This window comes from Caulobacter sp. GW821-FHT11E11, from assembly GCF_058808315.1.
Genome location: NZ_JBXARO010000001.1, coordinates 310422 through 328790, shown reverse-complemented (window position 1 = coordinate 328790; position 18369 = coordinate 310422). Strand labels below are relative to the sequence as shown.

General features: G+C 67.8%; 20 protein-coding genes. 2 read left to right on the top strand and 18 right to left on the bottom strand.

Features of this window, described 5'->3' with window-relative positions; translation table 11 throughout:
* Nucleotides 1-31 precede the first annotated feature (31 nt).
* The 12 genes from rpsO to rimP all read right to left on the bottom strand — a co-directional run bounded on the left by rpsO (nucleotide 32) and on the right by rimP (nucleotide 11249).
* Nucleotides 32-301 carry a 30S ribosomal protein S15 gene (rpsO, locus tag AC1RR5_RS01665; RefSeq protein ID WP_454713536.1) on the bottom strand — a complete coding sequence of 90 codons (270 nt, stop codon included), beginning with the start codon at nucleotides 299-301 and terminating at the stop codon, nucleotides 32-34.
* Between the two features lie 13 nt (nucleotides 302-314).
* Nucleotides 315-1247, bottom strand: a complete 933-nt coding sequence (gene truB / locus AC1RR5_RS01660; protein ID WP_492919360.1) for a tRNA pseudouridine(55) synthase TruB — start codon at nucleotides 1245-1247, stop codon at nucleotides 315-317.
* 3 nt (nucleotides 1248-1250) lie between these two features.
* On the bottom strand, nucleotides 1251-1718 hold the full coding sequence (gene rbfA, locus AC1RR5_RS01655) for a 30S ribosome-binding factor RbfA (protein ID WP_492919359.1): 468 nt from the start codon (nucleotides 1716-1718) through the stop codon (nucleotides 1251-1253).
* A gap of 100 nt (nucleotides 1719-1818) precedes the next feature.
* Nucleotides 1819-2604, bottom strand: a complete 786-nt coding sequence (locus AC1RR5_RS01650) for a dienelactone hydrolase family protein (RefSeq protein WP_492919358.1) — start codon at nucleotides 2602-2604, stop codon at nucleotides 1819-1821.
* A gap of 42 nt (nucleotides 2605-2646) precedes the next feature.
* A complete protein-coding gene (locus tag AC1RR5_RS01645) occupies nucleotides 2647-3003 on the bottom strand; it encodes a YciI family protein (protein ID WP_492919357.1) in 357 nt (118 codons plus the stop codon).
* 72 nt (nucleotides 3004-3075) lie between these two features.
* Nucleotides 3076-3639 carry a hypothetical protein gene (locus tag AC1RR5_RS01640; RefSeq protein WP_492919356.1) on the bottom strand — a complete coding sequence of 188 codons (564 nt, stop codon included), beginning with the start codon at nucleotides 3637-3639 and terminating at the stop codon, nucleotides 3076-3078.
* A complete protein-coding gene (locus tag AC1RR5_RS01635) occupies nucleotides 3636-4151 on the bottom strand; it encodes a DUF2939 domain-containing protein (RefSeq protein ID WP_492919355.1) in 516 nt (171 codons plus the stop codon). Before AC1RR5_RS01635 ends, AC1RR5_RS01640 begins: the two co-directional genes overlap by 4 nt.
* A gap of 37 nt (nucleotides 4152-4188) precedes the next feature.
* Nucleotides 4189-4734: a YcxB family protein gene (locus AC1RR5_RS01630; protein ID WP_492919354.1), complete on the bottom strand. Its 546-nt coding sequence runs from the start codon at nucleotides 4732-4734 to the stop codon at nucleotides 4189-4191.
* Nucleotides 4735-4807: 73 nt separating this feature from the next.
* Nucleotides 4808-7927, bottom strand: a complete 3120-nt coding sequence (gene infB, locus AC1RR5_RS01625; protein ID WP_492919353.1) for a translation initiation factor IF-2 — start codon at nucleotides 7925-7927, stop codon at nucleotides 4808-4810.
* 293 nt (nucleotides 7928-8220) lie between these two features.
* The gene (locus AC1RR5_RS01620) at nucleotides 8221-8871 is read right to left on the bottom strand and encodes an RNA-binding protein (RefSeq protein WP_492919352.1); all 651 of its coding nucleotides are present in this window, start codon (nucleotides 8869-8871) and stop codon (nucleotides 8221-8223) included.
* Between the two features lie 84 nt (nucleotides 8872-8955).
* Nucleotides 8956-10671: a transcription termination factor NusA gene (gene nusA / locus AC1RR5_RS01615; RefSeq protein WP_492919351.1), complete on the bottom strand. Its 1716-nt coding sequence runs from the start codon at nucleotides 10669-10671 to the stop codon at nucleotides 8956-8958.
* Between the two features lie 2 nt (nucleotides 10672-10673).
* Nucleotides 10674-11249 carry a ribosome maturation factor RimP gene (gene rimP / locus AC1RR5_RS01610; protein WP_492919350.1) on the bottom strand — a complete coding sequence of 192 codons (576 nt, stop codon included), beginning with the start codon at nucleotides 11247-11249 and terminating at the stop codon, nucleotides 10674-10676.
* A gap of 256 nt (nucleotides 11250-11505) precedes the next feature.
* Between rimP and ppa the strand changes: the two genes are divergently transcribed.
* Together ppa and AC1RR5_RS01600 are read left to right on the top strand one after the other, a co-directional pair.
* Nucleotides 11506-12039, top strand: a complete 534-nt coding sequence (gene ppa, locus AC1RR5_RS01605; protein WP_492919349.1) for an inorganic diphosphatase — start codon at nucleotides 11506-11508, stop codon at nucleotides 12037-12039.
* Nucleotides 12039-12458, top strand: a complete 420-nt coding sequence (locus AC1RR5_RS01600) for a DUF5990 family protein (protein WP_492919348.1) — start codon at nucleotides 12039-12041, stop codon at nucleotides 12456-12458. The genes ppa and AC1RR5_RS01600 overlap by 1 nt, the downstream gene beginning before the upstream one ends.
* Here AC1RR5_RS01600 and AC1RR5_RS01595 read toward each other — a convergent pair.
* From AC1RR5_RS01595 to AC1RR5_RS01570, 6 genes are all read right to left on the bottom strand, one after another.
* The gene (locus tag AC1RR5_RS01595; protein WP_492919347.1) at nucleotides 12445-13029 is read right to left on the bottom strand and encodes a LytR/AlgR family response regulator transcription factor; all 585 of its coding nucleotides are present in this window, start codon (nucleotides 13027-13029) and stop codon (nucleotides 12445-12447) included. The two genes, AC1RR5_RS01600 and AC1RR5_RS01595, sit on opposite strands and share 14 nt — an antisense overlap.
* A gap of 238 nt (nucleotides 13030-13267) precedes the next feature.
* The gene (gene trmB, locus AC1RR5_RS01590; RefSeq protein WP_492919346.1) at nucleotides 13268-13948 is read right to left on the bottom strand and encodes a tRNA (guanosine(46)-N7)-methyltransferase TrmB; all 681 of its coding nucleotides are present in this window, start codon (nucleotides 13946-13948) and stop codon (nucleotides 13268-13270) included.
* Nucleotides 13949-14042: 94 nt separating this feature from the next.
* Entirely contained in the window at nucleotides 14043-15266 is a 1224-nt protein-coding gene (metK, locus tag AC1RR5_RS01585; protein ID WP_492919345.1) for a methionine adenosyltransferase, read from the bottom strand.
* A gap of 131 nt (nucleotides 15267-15397) precedes the next feature.
* The gene (locus AC1RR5_RS01580; protein ID WP_492919344.1) at nucleotides 15398-15826 is read right to left on the bottom strand and encodes a helix-turn-helix domain-containing protein; all 429 of its coding nucleotides are present in this window, start codon (nucleotides 15824-15826) and stop codon (nucleotides 15398-15400) included.
* A 64-nt stretch (nucleotides 15827-15890) separates the two neighbouring features.
* Nucleotides 15891-17456, bottom strand: a complete 1566-nt coding sequence (gene lnt / locus AC1RR5_RS01575) for an apolipoprotein N-acyltransferase (protein ID WP_492919343.1) — start codon at nucleotides 17454-17456, stop codon at nucleotides 15891-15893.
* Nucleotides 17453-18361, bottom strand: a complete 909-nt coding sequence (locus AC1RR5_RS01570; protein WP_492919342.1) for a transporter associated domain-containing protein — start codon at nucleotides 18359-18361, stop codon at nucleotides 17453-17455. Before AC1RR5_RS01570 ends, lnt begins: the two co-directional genes overlap by 4 nt.
* Nucleotides 18362-18369: the final 8 nt, after the last annotated feature.

The window sequence follows — 18369 nt, the reverse complement described above, 5'->3', positions numbered from 1 at the left end:
GCGTGAGCGGGGCGGCGGACCTCTGTGTGCCTTAGCGACGCAGACCCAGCTTTTCGATCAGGGACTGGTAACGGGCGACGTCGGACTTCTTCAGGTGGTCGAGGAGCCGGCGACGCTGGGAAACCAGCTTCAGCAGGCCACGACGGCTGTGGTTGTCCTTCTTGTGCGTCTTGAAGTGCTCGGTCAGGTTCGAGATGCGCTCCGAGAGGATCGCGACCTGGACTTCAGCGCTGCCGGTGTCGCCAGTGGTGCGGGCGTGTTCGGCGATAAGAGCGCTCTTGCGCTCGATGGTGATCGACATCGGATGTCTCCGCTCAGGTGAGTTGGAAGACCCGCACGGGATTGAGCTTCCCAGCGCGCATCTCGCACAGGGCCACCAGCCGATCCCCTGACATGGCGGAAACGGTGCGATCGCCGGGCGGAAGCTCGGCTTTCAGCGTTTCTACCTGCCTTGGGAGCAGGACGATGGCGCGTCCCTGTGCAAGCCGGAAAGCGTCTTCATCGGTCACGGCCAACGCCGGGATGTCGTCCAGCGCGGTCTCGACCGGAAGCAATGCCTCCGACAGCCGGGCCTCATAGCTCAAATTCTCGAGAGTTTCCAGCGATATCGAGCCACTCTCGGTAAACCCGCCCACCCGCGTTCGGCGCAGCTCGGCGACATGGCCGCAGGTCCCCAGCGCCTTGGCCAGGTCGCGGACCACGGCGCGGACATAGGTGCCCTTGCCGCATTCCATCTCCAGGGTGACGTGGTCGACATCGGCCGCTTCGGTCACGCGCAGCGCGAAAATGTTGACCTTGCGCGTGGCCAGCTCGAATTCGACCCCGTCACGGGCCAGGTCATAGGCGCGCTCGCCGTCGACCTTGATGGCCGAGAAGTTCGGCGGGATCTGGTCGACCTCGCCGATGAAGGCGGGCAGCGCGGCCTCGACCTGTTCGCGGGTCGGACGCACGTCCGAGGTCCCGGTCGTCTCGCCCTCGCGGTCCAGGGTCGTGGTGTCGCGACCCCAGGCGATGGTGAAACGATAAGCCTTGTCGGCGTCCATCAGGAACGGGACGGTCTTGGTCGCCTCACCGAGAGCAATGGGCAGAATGCCGGTGGCTAGTGGGTCCAGCGTGCCGGCGTGGCCGCCCTTCTGGGCGTTGAAGGCGCGGCGCACGCGGCTGACGGCCGTGGTCGAGGTCAGGTCGTAGGGCTTGTCCAGGCACAGCCAGCCCGAGATGGCGTCGCCCTTCTTGCGGCGGGCCATGCCTTAGTCCTCGTCGTCTTCGCCGGCGACGTCCGCCAGGGTGCGGACGTCCTGCTGGACGCGCGGGTCGTCGAACAGGCGGTCCATGTGGGCCGCGGCGCCGAAGCTCTCGTCGTGAATGAACTTCAGGTCGGGCGTGAACTTCATGTCGATCAGCTTGCCCAGGCGGCCGCGCAGGAAGCTCGCCCCCCGGTTCAGGGCCTTGAGGACCTCTTTGATGCTCTCGTCGTCGCGGCCCGCCTCGCCCTTCAGGCCAGCGCCCAGCGGTTCGACGAAGCAGACGGCGTGGCGCAGATCGGGGCTCATCCGCACTTCGGACACCGTGATCGAGACGCCGACCAGCACCGGATCGGCCAGGCCCTCCTCGCGGAAGACATCGACCAGGGCGTGGCGGATCAGTTCGCCGGCGCGCAGCTGGCGTTGCGAGGGCCCCATCGGGGCGCTCTTCTTGGTCTCGGTATTGCGCTTCATGGCGCGGTATCCTTGCGGCCCGGCCGGCGGATCGAACGCCGGTGCGCGGGGAAAATCGGAAGGCGGGGTGTCTAGGCCTGTCGGACCCGGAAGTCCAGCCTTAGGCCCCCGCCCTGTCCTTGAAGAACGCGATCACCTTGTCGCGGGCCTTCATGCTGCCGCTGTCGGGGACCGAGCGGTGGAGGTGAAGGGTCAGCACCGAGTGCGGGGCCATCGGCACGCCGGGCGCGGCGTCCGCATCGGCCAGCTCGACCACCTCGACCTTGTCGCCGAACTCGGCCCTGAGCCGGTCGATGCGGGCGTTGGGCACCAGCTTGTCGGAGGAAAAGCGCAGGGCCAGCAGCGACAGGTCCTCGTCCTTGAACCGCTGCTTGGCGCAGGCCAGTTCCGAGGCAGAGCAGTCCAGGCCGCTGCCCTTGCCCAGCGGCAGCGAGGGCTGAGACATCACCGGCGCCACGACGGCCGGCTCGGTCATCATCGCCAGGGCGAAGCCGCCGGTGAAGCACATGCCGACCGCGCCGACGCCCCTGCCCCCACACTCGGCATGGGCCTGGCGGGCCAGGGCGCGCAGCCAGTCGACGATCGGGCTGGAGCGGCCGTCCTTCAGGGCGACGAACTCGCGGCGCACGCAGATATTCTTGACGATCTCGCCGATCGCATAACCGCGCGTGACCGTCTTGGCCGGCTGGCCGAACAGGCTGGGGCAGTAGGCGGTCAGGCCCGATGCCGCCAGGTCGCGGGCGAAGGCCAGCACGCCCGGATGCAGGCCAGGCACCTCGTGGATGACGATCACCGCCGGCCCGGACCCGATCCTGTAGACCTCGCGCGTCCAGCGCCCGTCGTCGAACTCGAACCGCTCGAACCCCGCCAGCGCATCGTCAGTCATGCCCGCCCCCGCTTTGTTTCGAGAAGGCTAGACCGGCGGTCTTCAGAACGCCATCGCCCGCTCCCAGACGGGTTTCGTCCTGCTCTGCACAGGCCGTTCGGAAAGGTCGCCAGGCTCGAGCAGCAGGCGGATCTCGATCTCGGCGGACCCATCGGCCGGCGCGGGGCAGCGGCGCACCCAGGCGGCGGCGTCCTCGCGGGAGTCGAGGTCGAAGACCCAGAAGCCGGCGACGGTGCGCCCCTCGCCGTCCACGTCCGGCGTCGTGCGCGCCCCCCGGGCCGACAGCCGGGTCCGGTCGGCCACGCCGGCCCGGACAAGTTCGGCGTCATAGGCCCGCATGGCCCGGTTCAGTTCCGGGCCTGGCTCGGCCTCGACCTTCAGAAGCACCATGAAGCGCATCGCGCATCTCCCGTTCCTCTCTTCAAAGACGCGGGAGGCCGGTCGGATGCGACACGACCGGCGAAAAATTATCTAGTTGGTCGTGTCCGGGTGCTGCGGACTGTCGGTCCAGTCGCTCATCGGATCGGGCGCGCGGTTCTTGGGCAGGCGCCATTCGCCGCGATACGAGAAGTCCAGCGTGCCGCACAGGCGGGCTTTCCCCTCGGCCTTGGGATCATCGCCGAACGCCTGGATGCGCAGGTCGCGGCGGATGACGATGGTGCTGAACGACAGCCACAGCCGCGTCGCGCCCGGGCAGAAGGCGCGGACATAGATCTTGCCCTGGGCGGCCTTGGCGTCGACCTCGAACAGCATGGCGTCGGCGTCGACGCCGTCCATGGCGGCGAGGCCGCCGGGACCCAGGTCCTTCTGGCGACCGTCCTTCAGCCGCGCCTCGGCCGGCACGCCGGTGGCCAGCACCTTGACCGGCCGGCCCGAGCCCAGCAGGCCCTGGTTGAACAGGATCGTCACCCCCGCGCCGGTCAGCCGCTTGGCGTCCGGCGAGATCGGGTCGTACGAGAACATCCGCGTCTCGGCCCGGGCAGTCGTCACTGCCAGCAGGGCCAGGGCCACGCCCCCCCAGATGGCTTGCTTCATCGCTTGAAGTGCAGGTTCGCGGCTTGAGGATCAAAGCCCGACAAGCGCCAGCGGTCGCCTTCCAGGCTGAAGGTCAGCAGGCAGGGGCCGTCCTTCTTGGCCGCGCAGACCCGGCCGTCGCCCACGGGGCGCAGGGTGCTGGCGATGGCGATGCGGCCCGGGATCGGGCGGTCGGGCGTATAGCCGTAGTAGTTGGCGGCGGCGTGGAAAGTCTCAGGCCGGATCAGCGCCTCGCCAGCCACGTCGGCCAGCGGCCCCGCCGCCAGGGCGGCCAGGGCCATGACGCCGTTGCTCTGCCCGCCGCGCTGGCGGGCCTCTTCCATCAGGCGCGACTCGATCTGGTACTTCAGCGCCCTGCGGTCGACATGGGCGTCGAAAGACGCCCTGTCGTTGTCGCGGATGGCGATCAGCAGGTCGTGCACGTCGCCGGCGGCGTCTAGACGGGTCGCGGTCGCGCAGGCGCTCAACGCGGCGGCGACGGCGGTCAGAGCAAGAAGGGCCTTGATACGCATGTGGAATGGGTAGCCCCGGATTGGGGCGATTTCCAGTCTAGCCTGCGAAGGCGACGGCCTCACGGCTGCGGGCCCGAGCCTCAGGCGAGATCCGCTGCAGGGCGTAGGCTACGAAAGCTCGCTCCGCGTCCTTGCCGGCGAAGAACCTGCGCGGCGCGAAATAGGCCATGCCGCCAACCACGAAAAGCCAGGCCGCCTTGCTAGGCGTCACCATCAGCACGGCGGTCCAAGGGAGGAACGTGTCCGTGCCGCCTTGCACACGCAAGCCCGCCTCGTCGGCGCTGAAGCGCACGTCGGTCTCCATCGGCGCGCCGAGCCGGCGGAAGGCGGCGCGCGCCAGGCCGCGGCACCAGCGCAGATAGAGAACAATGAACAGGACCGACGTGCCGATGATGGCCAGGTTGCTCCAGGCGGCAGGCAGGCCGGCGAGCCTCGAGACGGACATCCAGGCGATGACCTGCCCCGCCATCAGGGCCAGATAGATGAGGAAACCATAGCGTCGCCAGCCATAGAGCCGCTGGGTCAGCGCCGCGCCGGCCGTCGCGGCCTCGCGCACCTCGATTCGGCCTTCGATCTCGATCATACGCTCGCCCAAACGCAAGAAAGGCGCGAGCTTGCGCCCGCGCCTTTCTCTAAGCTGAGTTTGGATCGAACGCCTAGTCGAGCTGGCGCTTGATCTCTTCGACGGTGAAGCACTCGATAGTGTCGCCGACCTTGATGTCCTGGAAGCCGGCGAACAGCATGCCGCACTCCTGGCCGGACGGGACCTCGTTGACCTCGTCCTTGAAGCGCTTGAGCGTCGCCAGGGTGCCCAGTTCCAGAACGACGATGTCGTTACGGATGATCCGGACCTTGGCGCCCTTGCGGACCACGCCTTCGGTGACCTTACAGCCGGCGACCTTGCCGATCTTCGAGATGTCGAAGGCCTGCAGGACTTCGGCGTTGCCGAGGAAGGTTTCGCGCTGGATCGGGGCCAGCATGCCCGAGAGCACGCCTTTGATGTCGTCCAGCAGGTCGTAGATGATCGCGTAGTAGCGGATCTCGACCCCTTCGCGTTCGGCCAGGGCCCGCGCCTGCGCCGAGGCGCGGACGTTGAAGCCGATGACCGGCGCGCCGGCGCCCTTGGCCAGCATAACGTCGCTTTCGCTGATCGCGCCGGCGCCCGACAGGATGATCCGCGCGCGGACCTCGTCGGTGGCCATCTTGTCCAGCGAACCGATGATCGCCTCGGCCGAACCTTGCACGTCGGCCTTGATGATCAGCGGAAGCTCTTTCAGCTTCTTGTCCTGCAGCTTGGCCATCATGTCGGCCATCGAAGCGCCGGCGCCGATCGGGGCCAGCGACTTCTCGCGCTTCAGGCGGATGCGGTACTCGGTCAGCTCGCGAGCGCGGGCTTCGTTCTCGACCACGGCGATGGCGTCGCCCGGCGAGGGCACGCCGTCCAGGCCGAGGATCTCGACCGGGGTGGCCGGACCGGCTTCGGTCAGCTGCTCGTTGCGCTCGTTGAGAAGCGCGCGGACGCGGCCCCACTGGCTGCCGGCGACGACGATGTCGCCGCGCTTCAGCGTGCCGCGGTTGACCAGAACGGTCGAGACCGCGCCACGACCCTTGTCCAGCTTGGCCTCGATCACGACGCCGTCGGCGCTACGGTCGGGGTTGGCCTTCAGGTCCAGCACTTCGGCCTGCAGCAGGATGCCTTCGAGCAGTTCGTCCAGGCCGGTGCGGGCCTTGGCCGAGACCTCGATGATCTGGGTGTCGCCACCCAGGCTTTCTACGACGATCTCGTGCTGCAGCAGCTCGTTGACCACGCGGGTCGGATCCGAGCCCGGCTTGTCCATCTTGTTGACGGCGACGATGATCGGCACGTCGGCGGCCTTGGCGTGTTTGATCGCCTCGATCGTCTGAGGCATCACGCCGTCGTCACCGGCCACCACCAGCACGACGATGTCGGTGATGTTGGCGCCGCGAGCGCGCATCGACGAGAACGCGGCGTGGCCGGGCGTGTCGAGGAACGTCACGCGCTGGCCGTCCTTCAGGCGAACCTGATAGGCACCGATGTGCTGGGTGATGCCGCCGTGTTCGCCGGCCGCCACGTCCGTCGAGCGCAGGGCGTCGAGCAGGCTGGTCTTGCCGTGGTCGACGTGACCCATGATCGTCACGACCGGGGGTCGCGGCTCCAGGTGATCGTCGATGTCCTCGGCGCCAATGAAGCCTTCTTCGACGTCGGCTTCCGACACGCGGCGCACGGTGTGACCAAATTCGGTCGCCACCAGCTCGGCGGTGTCGTTGTCGATGACGTCGTTGATCTTCAGCATCACGCCCTGACGCATCAGGAACTTGATGATCTCGACGCCACGCACGGCCATCCGGTTGGACAGCTCCTGCACGGTGATGACGTCGGGAATGATCACTTCACGCGCGACACGGGCCTGTTCGGCCACGCCGCCACGGCGCTTTTCCTTTTCACGTTCGCGAGCCCGGCGGACCGAGGCCAGCGAGCGCATGCGATCGGCGGAATCCCCATCGCCGGCCACGGCCTGGATGGTGAGACGACCTTCGCGGCGCTGCGGGGCGCCCTTGACGCGCGACACGGCCTTGTTGGGCGCGTTCGCGGCCTTGCGACGATCGTCATCCTCGTCCGGACGGCGGCCAGCTTCGCCACCGGGACGCGGGGCCGAACGCATGGCGCGTTGGATTTCCGGCGTGGCCGGGGCCGCGGCGGGCACGCCGGGACGCGGACCGCGCGGCGGACCGCCGGGACCACGAGCGCCCGGCGCCGGACGCGGCGCGAGGGCCGAGTAGCGGACGGTCTGCTGCGGACGGTCGCCTTGCGGACGATCACCCTGCGGGCGGTCGCCACGGTAGCCGCCACGATCGCCCTGCGGACGATCACCTTGCGGACGATCACCGTCGGGACGCGGACCGCGCGGACGGTCGCCCTCGGGACGCGGCGCGCGTTGGCCGAAATTGGCGCCGGCGTCGGGACGCGGCGCGCGTTGGTTGAACGGGCGGTCGCCTTGCGGGGCCGGACGATAGGTCGTCGTGCTGGGACGATCGTCGCGGCGTTCGCGGCTGGGCTCGTAGGTGCGGGTCTGGCCGGGCGCGGCCTGGCCGCGCGGACCATCGTGACGCGGGCCCTCATGGCGAGGACCTTCGTGACGGGGCGCATCCTGACGAGGCGCTTCGGCGCGCGGCGCGGCCGGAGCCTGGGCCACGGGGCGCGGCGCCGGAGCAGCAGCGGCCACCGGCGGCGGGGCTGCCGGCGCGGCGGGCGCGACGGGGGCCTGAACGACCGGCGCCTGAGCGACAGGCGCGGGAGCCGGGGCCGGCGCAGCGGCGGCGCGTTCGGCCGCGGCCTTGGCGGCGGCTTCGCGCTGGGCGGCTTCCTGAGCGGCGCGAGCGCGCGCATCGGCGGCGGCCTGGTCGGCGGCTTGGCGAGCTTGATTTTCACGAGCGGCGTCGACGACGCGTTGGCGGGCGCGCAGTTCTTCCTGCGACAGGCCGCCGGCCGAACCGCCGCCACCGCCGCCTTGCGACTGCTGCGGGCGCGGAGCCGGGGCGTCAGGCGTATGGCGACGCTCAGCCGAAGACGGCGCGGCAAGATTGCCGCTCGGGGCCGCGTGGGGACGCGTCCGCTTGGTTTCCACAACCACCGTCTTGGTCCGGCCGTGGCTGAAGCTCTGCTTCACGACTCCGGCGCTCACCGAGCCCTGGCGGGGCTTCAGCGTTATCGGGGGTCGATTGCCGGGACGGCCGTTTTCGTTATCGTCGCTCATGCGCTCGCTTGTACTTCCGCCGGGCGGTACCCGGCTAAAAAACCGTTCGTTCCATGTGAGAAAGGGGCCTGGACGTACCTCCAAAAAGGAAGCGCGTTTCCCGACCCTTCACTCACGAACGCGACCCGAATAGCCGCGCCCAACATCAAAGATTCTAGAGCTTTTCCATCGCACCGGCGGTTCCCCGGTGGGAGGCAAAAACCCTAGAGCCTGTCGCGATCGGTTAGCCAGACCCGGGCGAACAGGCTCGCCCTCTTTCATGAGAAATCCGATCCGCCGAGGCGGGAAGATCTCTAGCTATCCTCACGCTCGTTCGCCGACCATTCGGGAGGCAAAAGCGGGCGGAAACCCGACAAGCGCTCGACATCCAATGTCCAGCTATCGGCGCCGCGCCCGGCAAGGAGTGCGGTGTGTATCACATTCTCCCCGCCCAAGGCTAAACCCAATTCATCCGAATTGAATGCGCCCAGGACACGGGGCGCTCTGGACGCCTTGCGGGCGGCGTTGAGGATCTTTCGGCGACCGTCAGCGGCCGCGTCGGACGCCTCGATCAGCCAGGCGACCTGGCCCGTCCCCAGGGCGGCCACCACCTTTTCGAAGCCTGAGATAATGGTCCCGGCCTTCCGCGCAAGTCCCAGGCTGTCCAGGATGCGGCGGACCAGCAGGGCCTCGACCTGGTCGGCCAGGTCGGCGGGCGCCGTCAGCTTGGCCTTGGCCGCGCGCGAGAACAGGCCCTTCTTGGCGGCGGTCGTGATCGAGTCCCGATCGGCTCCGACCCAGATACCCCGGCCCGGCAGCTTGCGCGCCACGTCCGGCACCACGAGGCCATCCGGACCCGCCACGAAGCGGACCAGGCGCGCCTCGTCCGTCGCCTCGCCCAGGACGATGTCCTTGCGCAGGCGGTTGGCTTCGGCGTGGGTCTTGGGCGTGGCGGCTTCGGTCATGTCTCGCTGGGCTAGGAACGTTCCAGAATGGCGAACGGCCCCGCGGATTGCTCCGCGAGGCCGTCACGCGTTCGTCAGACGCCCTTAGGCTTCTTCTTCCGAGGCGGCGTCTTCCGAAACAACCTCTTCCGAAGCGGCTTCAGCCTCTTCAGGGGCGTCCTCGGCGACGACGTCGCCTTCGGCTTCACCCTCGTATTCGCCTTCGTACTCGGCTTCCGGCTCGTATTCCGGCTCCGGCGGGGCTTCGACCCAGCCCATGACGATGCGGGCGCGCATGATCAGGGCTTCGGCGTCTTCCGGCGACAGGTTGAAGGTCTCCAGGATGCCCGGCTCGCGCACGCGCTCGCCGCCCTTGCTCTCGAACCAGCCACGCATGTCGTCCGGCACCAGACCCGCGAGGTCTTCCACCGTCTTCACGTCGCCTTCGCCCAGGGCCACGGCCATGGCCAGGGTCACGCCCTCGACGGCCAGGACCTCGTCCTGCACGCCCAGTTCGACGCGCTTGGCGTCCAGGGCGGCGGCTTCCTTGTCCAGGAATTCGCGGGCGCGGGCTTGCAGTTCCTCGGCAGTCTCTTCGTCGAAGCCTTCGATCGAGGCGATTTCATGCGGCTCGACGAACGCCACGTCTTCCACCGCGGCGAAGCCTTCGGTGACCAGCAGCTGGGCGATGACCTCGTCGACGTCCAGGGCTTCCTGGAACAGGCTGGTGCGCTCGGCGAACTCGCGCTGACGGCGCTCGCTCTCCTGGCTTTCGGTCATGATGTCGATCTGCCAGCCGGTCAGCTGCGAGGCCAGGCGGACGTTCTGGCCGCGACGGCCGATGGCCAGCGACAGCTGTTCGTCCGGCACCACGACTTCGACGCGCTCGTCTTCCTCGTCCATGACGACCTTGGAGACTTCGGCCGGGGCCAGGGCGTTGACGATGAAGGTGGCTTCATCTTCCGACCACTGGATGATGTCGATCTTTTCGCCCTGCAGCTCGGCCACGACGGCCTGCACGCGCGAACCACGCATACCGACGCAGGCGCCGACGGGGTCGATCGAGCTGTCGTTCGAGATGACGGCCATCTTGGCGCGCGAACCCGGGTCGCGGGCCACGGCGCGGATCTCGATGACGCCGTCGTAGACTTCCGGCACTTCCTGGGCGAACAGCTTGGCCATGAAGCCGCCGTGCGCGCGGCTCAGCATGATCTGCGGGCCCTTGGTCTCGCGACGGACGTCGTAGATGTAGGCGCGGATGCGATCGCCGACGTTGAAGTTCTCGCGCGGGATCGACTGGTCGCGGCGCATGATGCCTTCGCCACGGCCCAGGTCGACAATGACGTTGCCGTATTCGACGCGCTTGACGCTGCCGTTGACGATCTCGCCGACGCGATCCTTGTACTCTTCGTGCTGACGCTCACGCTCGGCTTCGCGGACCTTATGCATGACGACCTGGCGGGCCATCTGGGTCTGGACGCGGCCGATCTCGAACGGCGGCAGGATTTCTTCGTAGACCTTGCCGATCTCGGCGTCGCGCCAGCTGCGCTTGGCGATCGAAAGCTGGACCTTGCCGATCTCGCCTTCCAGCTCGGTGTCGTCGGCGACGACTTCGATCACGCGCTTCTGCGTCGTCTCGCCCGTGCGCGGGTCGATCTTGACGCGGATGTCATGCTCGGCACCGTAACGGGCGCGAGCGGCCTTCTGGAGCGCGTCCTCGATGGCCTCGATGACGACTTCCTTCTCGATGCCCTTTTCACGGGCGACCGCGTCGGCGATCTGCAGGAGTTCGAGCCGGTTAGCGGCAATGCCGATGGCCATGGTCAGTCCTCTTCACTTTCGGACACGTCTTCGTTGTCGGATTGCAGACGGGCGGCCCTTTGCTTGGCCCCCCGGTCCATCAGGGCGTCGGTCATGACGAGCTTGGCGTCGATGATCCACGCGAAGGGGAAGTAGACGGTAACGTCGTCCTCGCCCTCGATGTTCAAACCCACCTGGTCGTCCTCGATGCCGGCCAGCTCGCCCTTGAAGCGCTTGCGGCCCTCGGCGACGCGGTCGAGCTCGATGCGAGCCTCCAGACCGGCATAGTCGTCGAAGTCCTTCAGGCGGGTCAGGGGGCGGTCGATGCCGGGGCTCGAGACTTCCAGCGTGTATTCGCCGGAGATCGGATCGGCGGGGTCCAGAACCTCGGACAGGCCGCGCGACAGGCGGGCGCAGTCCTCGACGTTCATGTCGCCGCCACTGCCGTCTTCCTGCAGCGGATGTTCGGCCATGATCTGCAGGCGGCGCTGCTCGGCCCCGCCCATCAGGCGAAGGCGAACGATCTCGTAGCCGAGGCTCTCGGCGACGGGATCGAGCAACTCGATCAGATCACGGTCTTCCTGCGTCTTGCCGCGCACGGTTCTCTCAACTCTCAAGGCCGCCAGCTTCGCTGCCGATCAGCCAAACAAAAAGCGGCAGCCTTTCGGCCGCCGCTCGAAAGCGCCATCTAGCGCTAACGGACGATGTAGAACGCTTTATAGGCGAACAGATGGGCTCTGTCGACTCTCAGGCGGGAAATCTCCCGACTCTGACTTCCGCACCGCAGCAATAATCGCCTATAAGCCAGCCCGCGCAGGCCGCCTCCCCGCGGTCCTCATAAGACGAAGAGTCACAATGGACCTCTCAAAGATTCCGACCGGGGTGAACCCGCCTTACGACCTCAACGCCATCATCGAGATCCCGCAGGGCGGCGAGCCGGTGAAGTACGAGATCGACAAGGAAAGCGGCGCCCTGATGGTCGACCGCTTCCTGCATACGGCGATGTTCTACCCGGCCAACTACGGCTTCATCCCGCACACCCTGGCCGATGACGGCGATCCCGCCGACATCATGGTCGTGGGTCCGACCCCGGTCGTGCCGGGCGCGATCATCCGCTGCCGCCCGATCGGCACCCTGATGATGGTCGACGAAGCCGGCTCGGACGAAAAGATCCTGGCCGTGCCGGTCGACAAGCTGCACCCGTTCTACACCGGTGTGTCCAGCTGGCGTGACCTGCCGACCATCCTGACCGAGCAGATCGCCCACTTCTTCCAGCATTACAAGGATCTGGAAAAGGGCAAGTCGACCAAGATCACCGGCTGGGCCGACATCGAGGAAACCGCCGACGTCATCCGCGCGGCGATCAAGCGCTACAACGAGACCTACTGATGTCTCTGGCCAGGATCGATCTCACCTTGAGGATCATCCTGGCCGACCCGCCGCCCGGCGTGGTCTTCTCCAAACAGGACGCCAAGAACCATCCGGTCGATCCGGTGCGGGCTGAAGGCGACCTCTCCTTCGACATTCCCATTACCCTGACCCCGACGCCGAACGGCCTTCGCCCCGGCGGCGGCTTCGTGCGCAACGACAGCCGGGGGCGCTTCGTCTACATCGCCTCGGGCGGGCAGGCGGGCGATGGCCACACCGTGTGGTCGCGACGCATCAAGATCTATCTGCACGACCTGCCGGCCGACATCGCCTCGGGCGAAGTGCTGGCGGCGACCATCGCCGGCCGCGCCAAGGATGGCGGGCCGGCCTGTGCGACCGTCCCGCTGCTTTCGGGCTGGACCCGCGTCACGCCGCCATGACTGCCTGACGATCTGGGGCAGGACCGCGCAAGCTCAGGCGCTCCTGCACCGCCGCGACATAGCTGGGCCCCACCGGCACCGCGGCGCCATCGCGCAGCACCAGCGAGATCAGCCCCCGCCCCGCGCGATTGACGGCCTTGACCCGGTCGGGATTGACGAAGGCCGAACGGTGCACCCGCATCATCCGGCGCGGGTTCAGCTCGCGCTCCAGCGTCGTCATGGTGATGCGGTGGATGTGCCGGCGCGTGGCCGTGTGCAGCAGGACATAGTCCTTGGCCGCCTCGATCCAGTCGATCTCCGACAGCGCCACCCGCACCAGGCCCTGACGGCCGGGAACCCAGAGGCCGTCGGCATCCTCCTCGCGGGCGACGGGCGCCGTCGCCGTGGGCGTCATGGTCAGGATCATCGGCGCGCGCGGATCGGCCAGCAGGATGGCCAGGCCGCCCTGCGCGGCGACGTCCGTAAGGCCCAGCCCCGCCATCAGCCGCGAAAGCGCCTGGCGCAGGTCCCGATAGGCGGGATCCCACGGGTCTTGGGCGACGGCCCGGTTGATGAACGGAGCGGCAGACATGGGCTCTCCTCCCGGCGCTCGCCTCAGGGCGCCGATGGTGGTTGGTGGAGCCGCCGAGATCGCAGCAGCCCCCGCTGATGGACAGGATGTCGAACCGATGATTGCCTGATGAAACGCCGATCAAGGCGCGGCAGTCAGCGTCTTCTCACCCCTCGGTGACGAGAGCTGAATGCTATGTGGCACAAAATGTGTCAATCAGAATCGGGCACAAAAAGTGCCGCGTTCGATTACAAATCCGTCACGCCCTGACGAAGTCCAGGAAGACCGGGGCGCAGTCGCCCAGCTTCTTTTCCTCGTAGCGCGTGGTGACGTGGTCGGCCGGGATCGCGTTGCGGTCGGCGCTCGCGTCGGCGAAGCGGAAGTTCGGATCGGCCAGCACCCGCTCGGTCGTCCACTCGCCGTAGTCGGCCCAGTCGGTGGCGAAGCGCAGGGCCGCGCCGGGCTTCATGACGCGGGCCAGCCGGGCGACGAATTCCGGCTGGATCAGGCGGCGCTTGTTGTGGCGGGCCTTGTGCCAGGGATCGGGGAACATGATGAAGACCCGGTCGAGGCAGGCGTCGGGCAGCCAGTCGACCACGTCGCGGGCGTCGCCCTCGTGGACGCGGACGTTCTTCAACGCCTGCTCCTCGATGTGACGCACGGCGCTGGCCACGCCGTTCACGAACGGCTCGGCCCCGATCACCAAGGTCTCAGGGCTGCGGCCAGCCTGGGTCGCCATGTGCTCGCCGCCACCGAAGCCGATCTCCAGCCACACGGCCTTGGCGTCCGGCATCAGGTCCAGCGGCTGGAACGGGCCGTGCGGCACGGCGATCTCGGGCAGCAGGGTGTCGAGCAGGGCCTGCTGGCGCGGCTTCACCGGGCGCGCCTTCAGACGGCCGAACGAGCGCAGCGGGCCATGGGGTTGGGTCGGATTGGTCATGGGCGGGCGTCTTAGTCGGTTGAGCGTGAAATGAAAACGGGCTCCGACCCGGGAAGGATCGGAGCCCGCTTCCAAAAGGATTGAAGGGTAAGGCTTACGCCAGGCCCTTCAGTTCGCCGACCAGGTCGGTCTTCTCCCACGAGAAGCCGCCTTCGTTGTCCGGCGTGCGGCCGAAGTGGCCGTAGGCGGCGGTGCGGGCGTAGATCGGGCGGTTCAGCTGCAGGTGCTCGCGGATCGAGCGCGGGGTCGCGCCGCCGATCAGCTGCGGCAGGATCTTTTCCAGCACGGCCGGATCGACCTTGCCGGTGCCGTGCAGGTCGACGTGGAACGAGACCGGCTGGGCCACGCCGATCGCATAGGCGATCTGGATGGTGCAGCGGTCGGCCAGGCCCGAGGCCACGACGTTCTTGGCCAGGTAGCGGCAGGCATAGGCGGCCGAGCGGTCGACCTTGGTCGGATCCTTGCCCGAGAACGCGCCGCCGCCGTGCGGGGCCGCGCCGCCGTAGGTGTCGACGATGATCTTGCGGCCGGTGACGCCGGCGTCGCCGTCCGGACCGCCGATCTCGAAGCGACCGGTCGGGTTGACCAGCCACTGGGTCTTCTTGGTGATCAGACCGTCCGGGAAGATCGGCAGGATGTGCGGCTTGATCAGGTCCAGGACGCGCTTGGAGGTCGCGGCCTTGCCGTCGATCTTCTTGGCATGCTGGTGCGACACGACGATCGAGACGACGCGGACCGGGCGGCCATTGCCGTCATATTCCAGGGTCACCTGGCTCTTGGCGTCCGGCTCCAGCTCCGACAGCTCGCCGCTGTGGCGCAGCTCGGCCAGGCGCTTGAGGACGTTATGGCTGTACTGCAGGGTGGCCGGCATCAGCTCCGGGGTCTCGGTGCTGGCGTAGCCGAACATGATGCCCTGGTCGCCGGCGCCCTCGTCCTTCTTGTCGGTGGCGTCCACGCCCTGGGCGATGTGCGCCGACTGGCCGTGCAGGAAGTTGGCGAACTTCGCCTTCTGCCAGTGGAAGCCCTTCTGCTCGTAGCCGATGTCCTTGATGGCCGCGCGGACCTTGGGCTCCAGCGAGCCCAGGATGTCCTTGGTCAGCTGCTTGTTGGCCTTCTTGTCGCCGTCCGGCTTGCCGGCGCGGACTTCACCGGCCAGCACGACGCGGTTGGTGGTGACCAGGGTCTCGCAGGCGACGCGGGCTTCCGGATCGACCGTCAGGAAGGCGTCGACGACGGTGTCGCTGATGCGGTCGGCGACCTTGTCGGGATGGCCTTCGGAGACGCTCTCGCTGGTGAAGATGTAGGACGAACGGTTCAAGAGACAGCTCCGGCCTTGAGGATGCGCGGGCGCGCACGGGCGCCCAGTTCGGCGTCCAATTAGACCGAAAGCATATAAAGATATGTTTATGCGATCAAGGCGAGAGAACCTGGGGCCGCTTTAAGCCCCTTTCAGCCCTCTTCGCTGGCGCTCGCCTCTTCCTCGGCCATCGAGCGGACCAGCTCCAGGATCCGGCGACGCACCTTGGCGCGGCTGATCTTCGGGAACAGGGCGGCCAGCTCCAGGCCTTCCGAGGTCATCAGGAAGTCGTGCACGAACGGCTCGCCGGTCTCGGCCACGCCCTCGGCGGTCGGATCGGCCAGGCCCTCGAAGAAGTAGCCGACCGACGACTGCAGGCTCTTGGCGATCTCATAGAGCTTGCTGGCGCTGACCCGGTTGGCCCCGCGCTCGTATTTCTGGATCTGCTGGAAGGTCAGGCCCAGGTCCTCGGCCAGCCGTTCCTGGCTGACGCCCAGGATCTTGCGGCGCATGCGGATACGGGCGCCCACATGCAGGTCGACGGGATTGGGGTGACGCTCAGCGTCCGAGGACTCGCTCATGCCTACGCTTGATAGCTGAAATTGCGGTTTTAATTCAGCCTAAGTTTTTCACGCACGCAATAGATTAAAAGGACTTACCCCTCGGTCGGCGAGCTGACGCAACCGCAGATATCAGTAGAAGTGCGAAAAACGCGAAATCACCGAAGTTGTCGAAGGGTGTAAGCCCACCCTTACCTGGTATAACGGAGTCTATCACTCCACTTTTGCCTAAATCCAACCGGGTTCCAGAGATGATTCGACCATGCGCGTCGATGACAGCGCTGACTCCCGTGGGGGTCGCGCGCAAAATCGGCTTGGCGCTTTCTATGGCCCGGTAGCTGGCCAGGTTCAGATGCTGCAACGGCCCGGAGGTCACCCCGAACCAGGCGTCGTTCGAGACATTGATCAGGACCCGCACATTCGGGTCGGCCTTGGCCAGGCCCGGAAACAGGCTCTCGTAGCAGATCAGCGGCTGAGTCAGCAGGCCGTCGCCGACCTTCAGCGGGACGGGACGCGGCCCGGTTGCGAAGCCGTCGCCCAGATGCGCCAGGCTTTTGAACCCGATCAGGGTAAGGAATTTCTCGGCGGGCAGGTATTCGCCGAACGGCACCAGCCGGTGCTTGTCATAGATGCCGACGACCTCGAGGTCGGTCGCCGTCCGCTTCAGGGCGATCAGGCTGTTGTAGTAGGTCGGCTTCTCGATCGGGCCCTCGTAGCGATAGCCGCCGATCAGCAGGGTCTGGCCGGGCTGGACGCTGTCCACGATCGCCTGCCGCACCCAGGTTCCGGGGGCCATGTAGTCATTGATCGCCGCCGGCAGGGCGCCCTCGGGCCAGACGACCAGGTCGGCGGGCTTGCCGGCATAGGGCTTCGCGGTCAGCGAAACATAGGCCTGGACGATCTGGGCGAAGCGGGCGGCGTCCCACTTGGCGTCCTGCTGGATGTCGGCCTGGACGATGCGCACCGAGACCGGCGCGCCCTGGGCCAGCGGCCGCGAAACGGCGACCGCGCCATAGCCGTAGAGGAAGACGAGGCCGGCGGCGGCCACGCCCAGCGCGATCTTGCCCGCCCTGCCCTCGCGCCACACGGCCGGCGCGGCGGCGATGGCCAGGGTGATCCAGGTCAGGCCATAGGCGCCGACCAGGGCGGCGGCCTGCGATGCCCACGAGCCGGCCCGCCAGGTCTCGCCCGGCAGGTTCCACGGAAAGCCGGTCAGCACATGGCCGCGCAGCCACTCCAGGGCCGCGAAGGCGCCGGCGAAGGTCAGCACCCGCCAAGCGCTGGCTGGACGGAAGCGGCGGTAGAGCAGCCCCGCCAGACCCCAGAACAGCGCCAGACCCGAGGCCATGGCCGCCACGGCGAACGGGGCCATCCAGCCCTGGTTGGCCGCATCGACCATGAAGGCCTCGGCGATCCACCAGGTGCTCAGAGAAAAATAGCCAACACCCGCCAGCCAGCCGCGCCAGAAGGCCGAGCGCAAAGGCTTCTCGGCATTCGCATCATCGAGCAGATAGAGCAGCCCCGCATAGCCCAGCAGGCCCGGCAACACGCCGAACGGCGGATGGGCCAGGGCGGCGGCCAGACCGGCCAGCAGCGCCAGCACCGGTCCGCTCCAGGGCTTGGCGCGGAAGCGGCTCCAGGTCGCGGTCACGAGGCGGCGATGTCCTCGACGGCGCGCGACGTCGCCGGCGTCGGACCGCCACGCATGCGCACCCGGCGCACCCGGCGCGGATCGGCCTCGACCACCTCGAATTCGTAGCCGTCGGGGTGCGAGATCACCTCGCCCCGCTGCGGCACGCGGCCGGCCAGGGCCACCACGAGGCCAGCGACGGTGTCGATGTCCTCTTCCATGTCGGAGGGCGCCAGGCTGCGGCCGACGGCGGCTTCAAGCTCTTCGAGCGGCGCGCGGGCCTCGGCCTCGAAGATCCCGCCGGGGCGGGCCACGATGGCCGCGGCGGCCGCGTCATCGTGTTCGTCGTCGATCTCGCCGACCACCGCCTCGATCAGGTCTTCCATCGAAACGAGGCCGTCCGTGCCACCGAACTCGTCGATGACCAGGGCCATGTGGGTTCGGCTGGTGCGCATGCGGAGCAGCAAGTCGGCGGCCTTCATCGAAGCGGGCACGTACAATGCATCACGGCGCAGCTTGTTCAGCACCTGGTCGCCGGACGCCGGACGCTTCTCGTCGTCGGACAGCAAGCGAAAGACGTCCTTGATGTGGACGACGCCCACCGGGTCGTCGAGCGTCTCGCGGTAGATCGGCATCCGCGTGTGCTCGGCCTCGGTGAACTGAGCCACCACCGCCTCGAAGGGCGCGGACAGCTCGACGGCCACGATGTCGGCGCGCGGGGTCATCACGTCGGCGACCCGCAGCATCTGGAACGCTTCGGCCTGGTCGACCATGTCGACCGCGCCGGTCGCGGGCGGCGGCTCGGGCGGCCGCGCGAAATCGCCGCCGCCGGTCAGCTGCTTGCGCATGCGTCGAAGGAACGCCCGCACGCCCCGGCTTCTGCGAACCGGAACGGCGGGCTGTTGACTAGGCTCGTCGCTGGGCATGGCCCTGT

Excerpts from the sequence above, each read along its gene's own strand:
- rpsO (WP_454713536.1), bottom strand. The coding sequence starts at position 301 with ATGTCGATCACCATCGAGCGCAAGAGCGCTCTTATCGCCGAACACGCC.
- truB (WP_492919360.1), bottom strand. The coding sequence starts at position 1,247 with ATGGCCCGCCGCAAGAAGGGCGACGCCATCTCGGGCTGGCTGTGCCTG.
- rbfA (WP_492919359.1), bottom strand. The coding sequence starts at position 1,718 with ATGAAGCGCAATACCGAGACCAAGAAGAGCGCCCCGATGGGGCCCTCG.
- AC1RR5_RS01650 (WP_492919358.1), bottom strand. The coding sequence starts at position 2,604 with ATGACTGACGATGCGCTGGCGGGGTTCGAGCGGTTCGAGTTCGACGAC.
- AC1RR5_RS01645 (WP_492919357.1), bottom strand. The coding sequence starts at position 3,003 with ATGCGCTTCATGGTGCTTCTGAAGGTCGAGGCCGAGCCAGGCCCGGAA.
- AC1RR5_RS01640 (WP_492919356.1), bottom strand. The coding sequence starts at position 3,639 with ATGAAGCAAGCCATCTGGGGGGGCGTGGCCCTGGCCCTGCTGGCAGTG.
- AC1RR5_RS01635 (WP_492919355.1), bottom strand. The coding sequence starts at position 4,151 with ATGCGTATCAAGGCCCTTCTTGCTCTGACCGCCGTCGCCGCCGCGTTG.
- AC1RR5_RS01630 (WP_492919354.1), bottom strand. The coding sequence starts at position 4,734 with ATGATCGAGATCGAAGGCCGAATCGAGGTGCGCGAGGCCGCGACGGCC.
- infB (WP_492919353.1), bottom strand. The coding sequence starts at position 7,927 with ATGAGCGACGATAACGAAAACGGCCGTCCCGGCAATCGACCCCCGATA.
- AC1RR5_RS01620 (WP_492919352.1), bottom strand. The coding sequence starts at position 8,871 with ATGACCGAAGCCGCCACGCCCAAGACCCACGCCGAAGCCAACCGCCTG.
- nusA (WP_492919351.1), bottom strand. The coding sequence starts at position 10,671 with ATGGCCATCGGCATTGCCGCTAACCGGCTCGAACTCCTGCAGATCGCC.
- ppa (WP_492919349.1), top strand. The coding sequence starts at position 11,506 with ATGGACCTCTCAAAGATTCCGACCGGGGTGAACCCGCCTTACGACCTC.
- AC1RR5_RS01600 (WP_492919348.1), top strand. The coding sequence starts at position 12,039 with ATGTCTCTGGCCAGGATCGATCTCACCTTGAGGATCATCCTGGCCGAC.
- AC1RR5_RS01595 (WP_492919347.1), bottom strand. The coding sequence starts at position 13,029 with ATGTCTGCCGCTCCGTTCATCAACCGGGCCGTCGCCCAAGACCCGTGG.
- trmB (WP_492919346.1), bottom strand. The coding sequence starts at position 13,948 with ATGACCAATCCGACCCAACCCCATGGCCCGCTGCGCTCGTTCGGCCGT.
- AC1RR5_RS01580 (WP_492919344.1), bottom strand. The coding sequence starts at position 15,826 with ATGAGCGAGTCCTCGGACGCTGAGCGTCACCCCAATCCCGTCGACCTG.
- AC1RR5_RS01570 (WP_492919342.1), bottom strand. The coding sequence starts at position 18,361 with ATGCCCAGCGACGAGCCTAGTCAACAGCCCGCCGTTCCGGTTCGCAGA.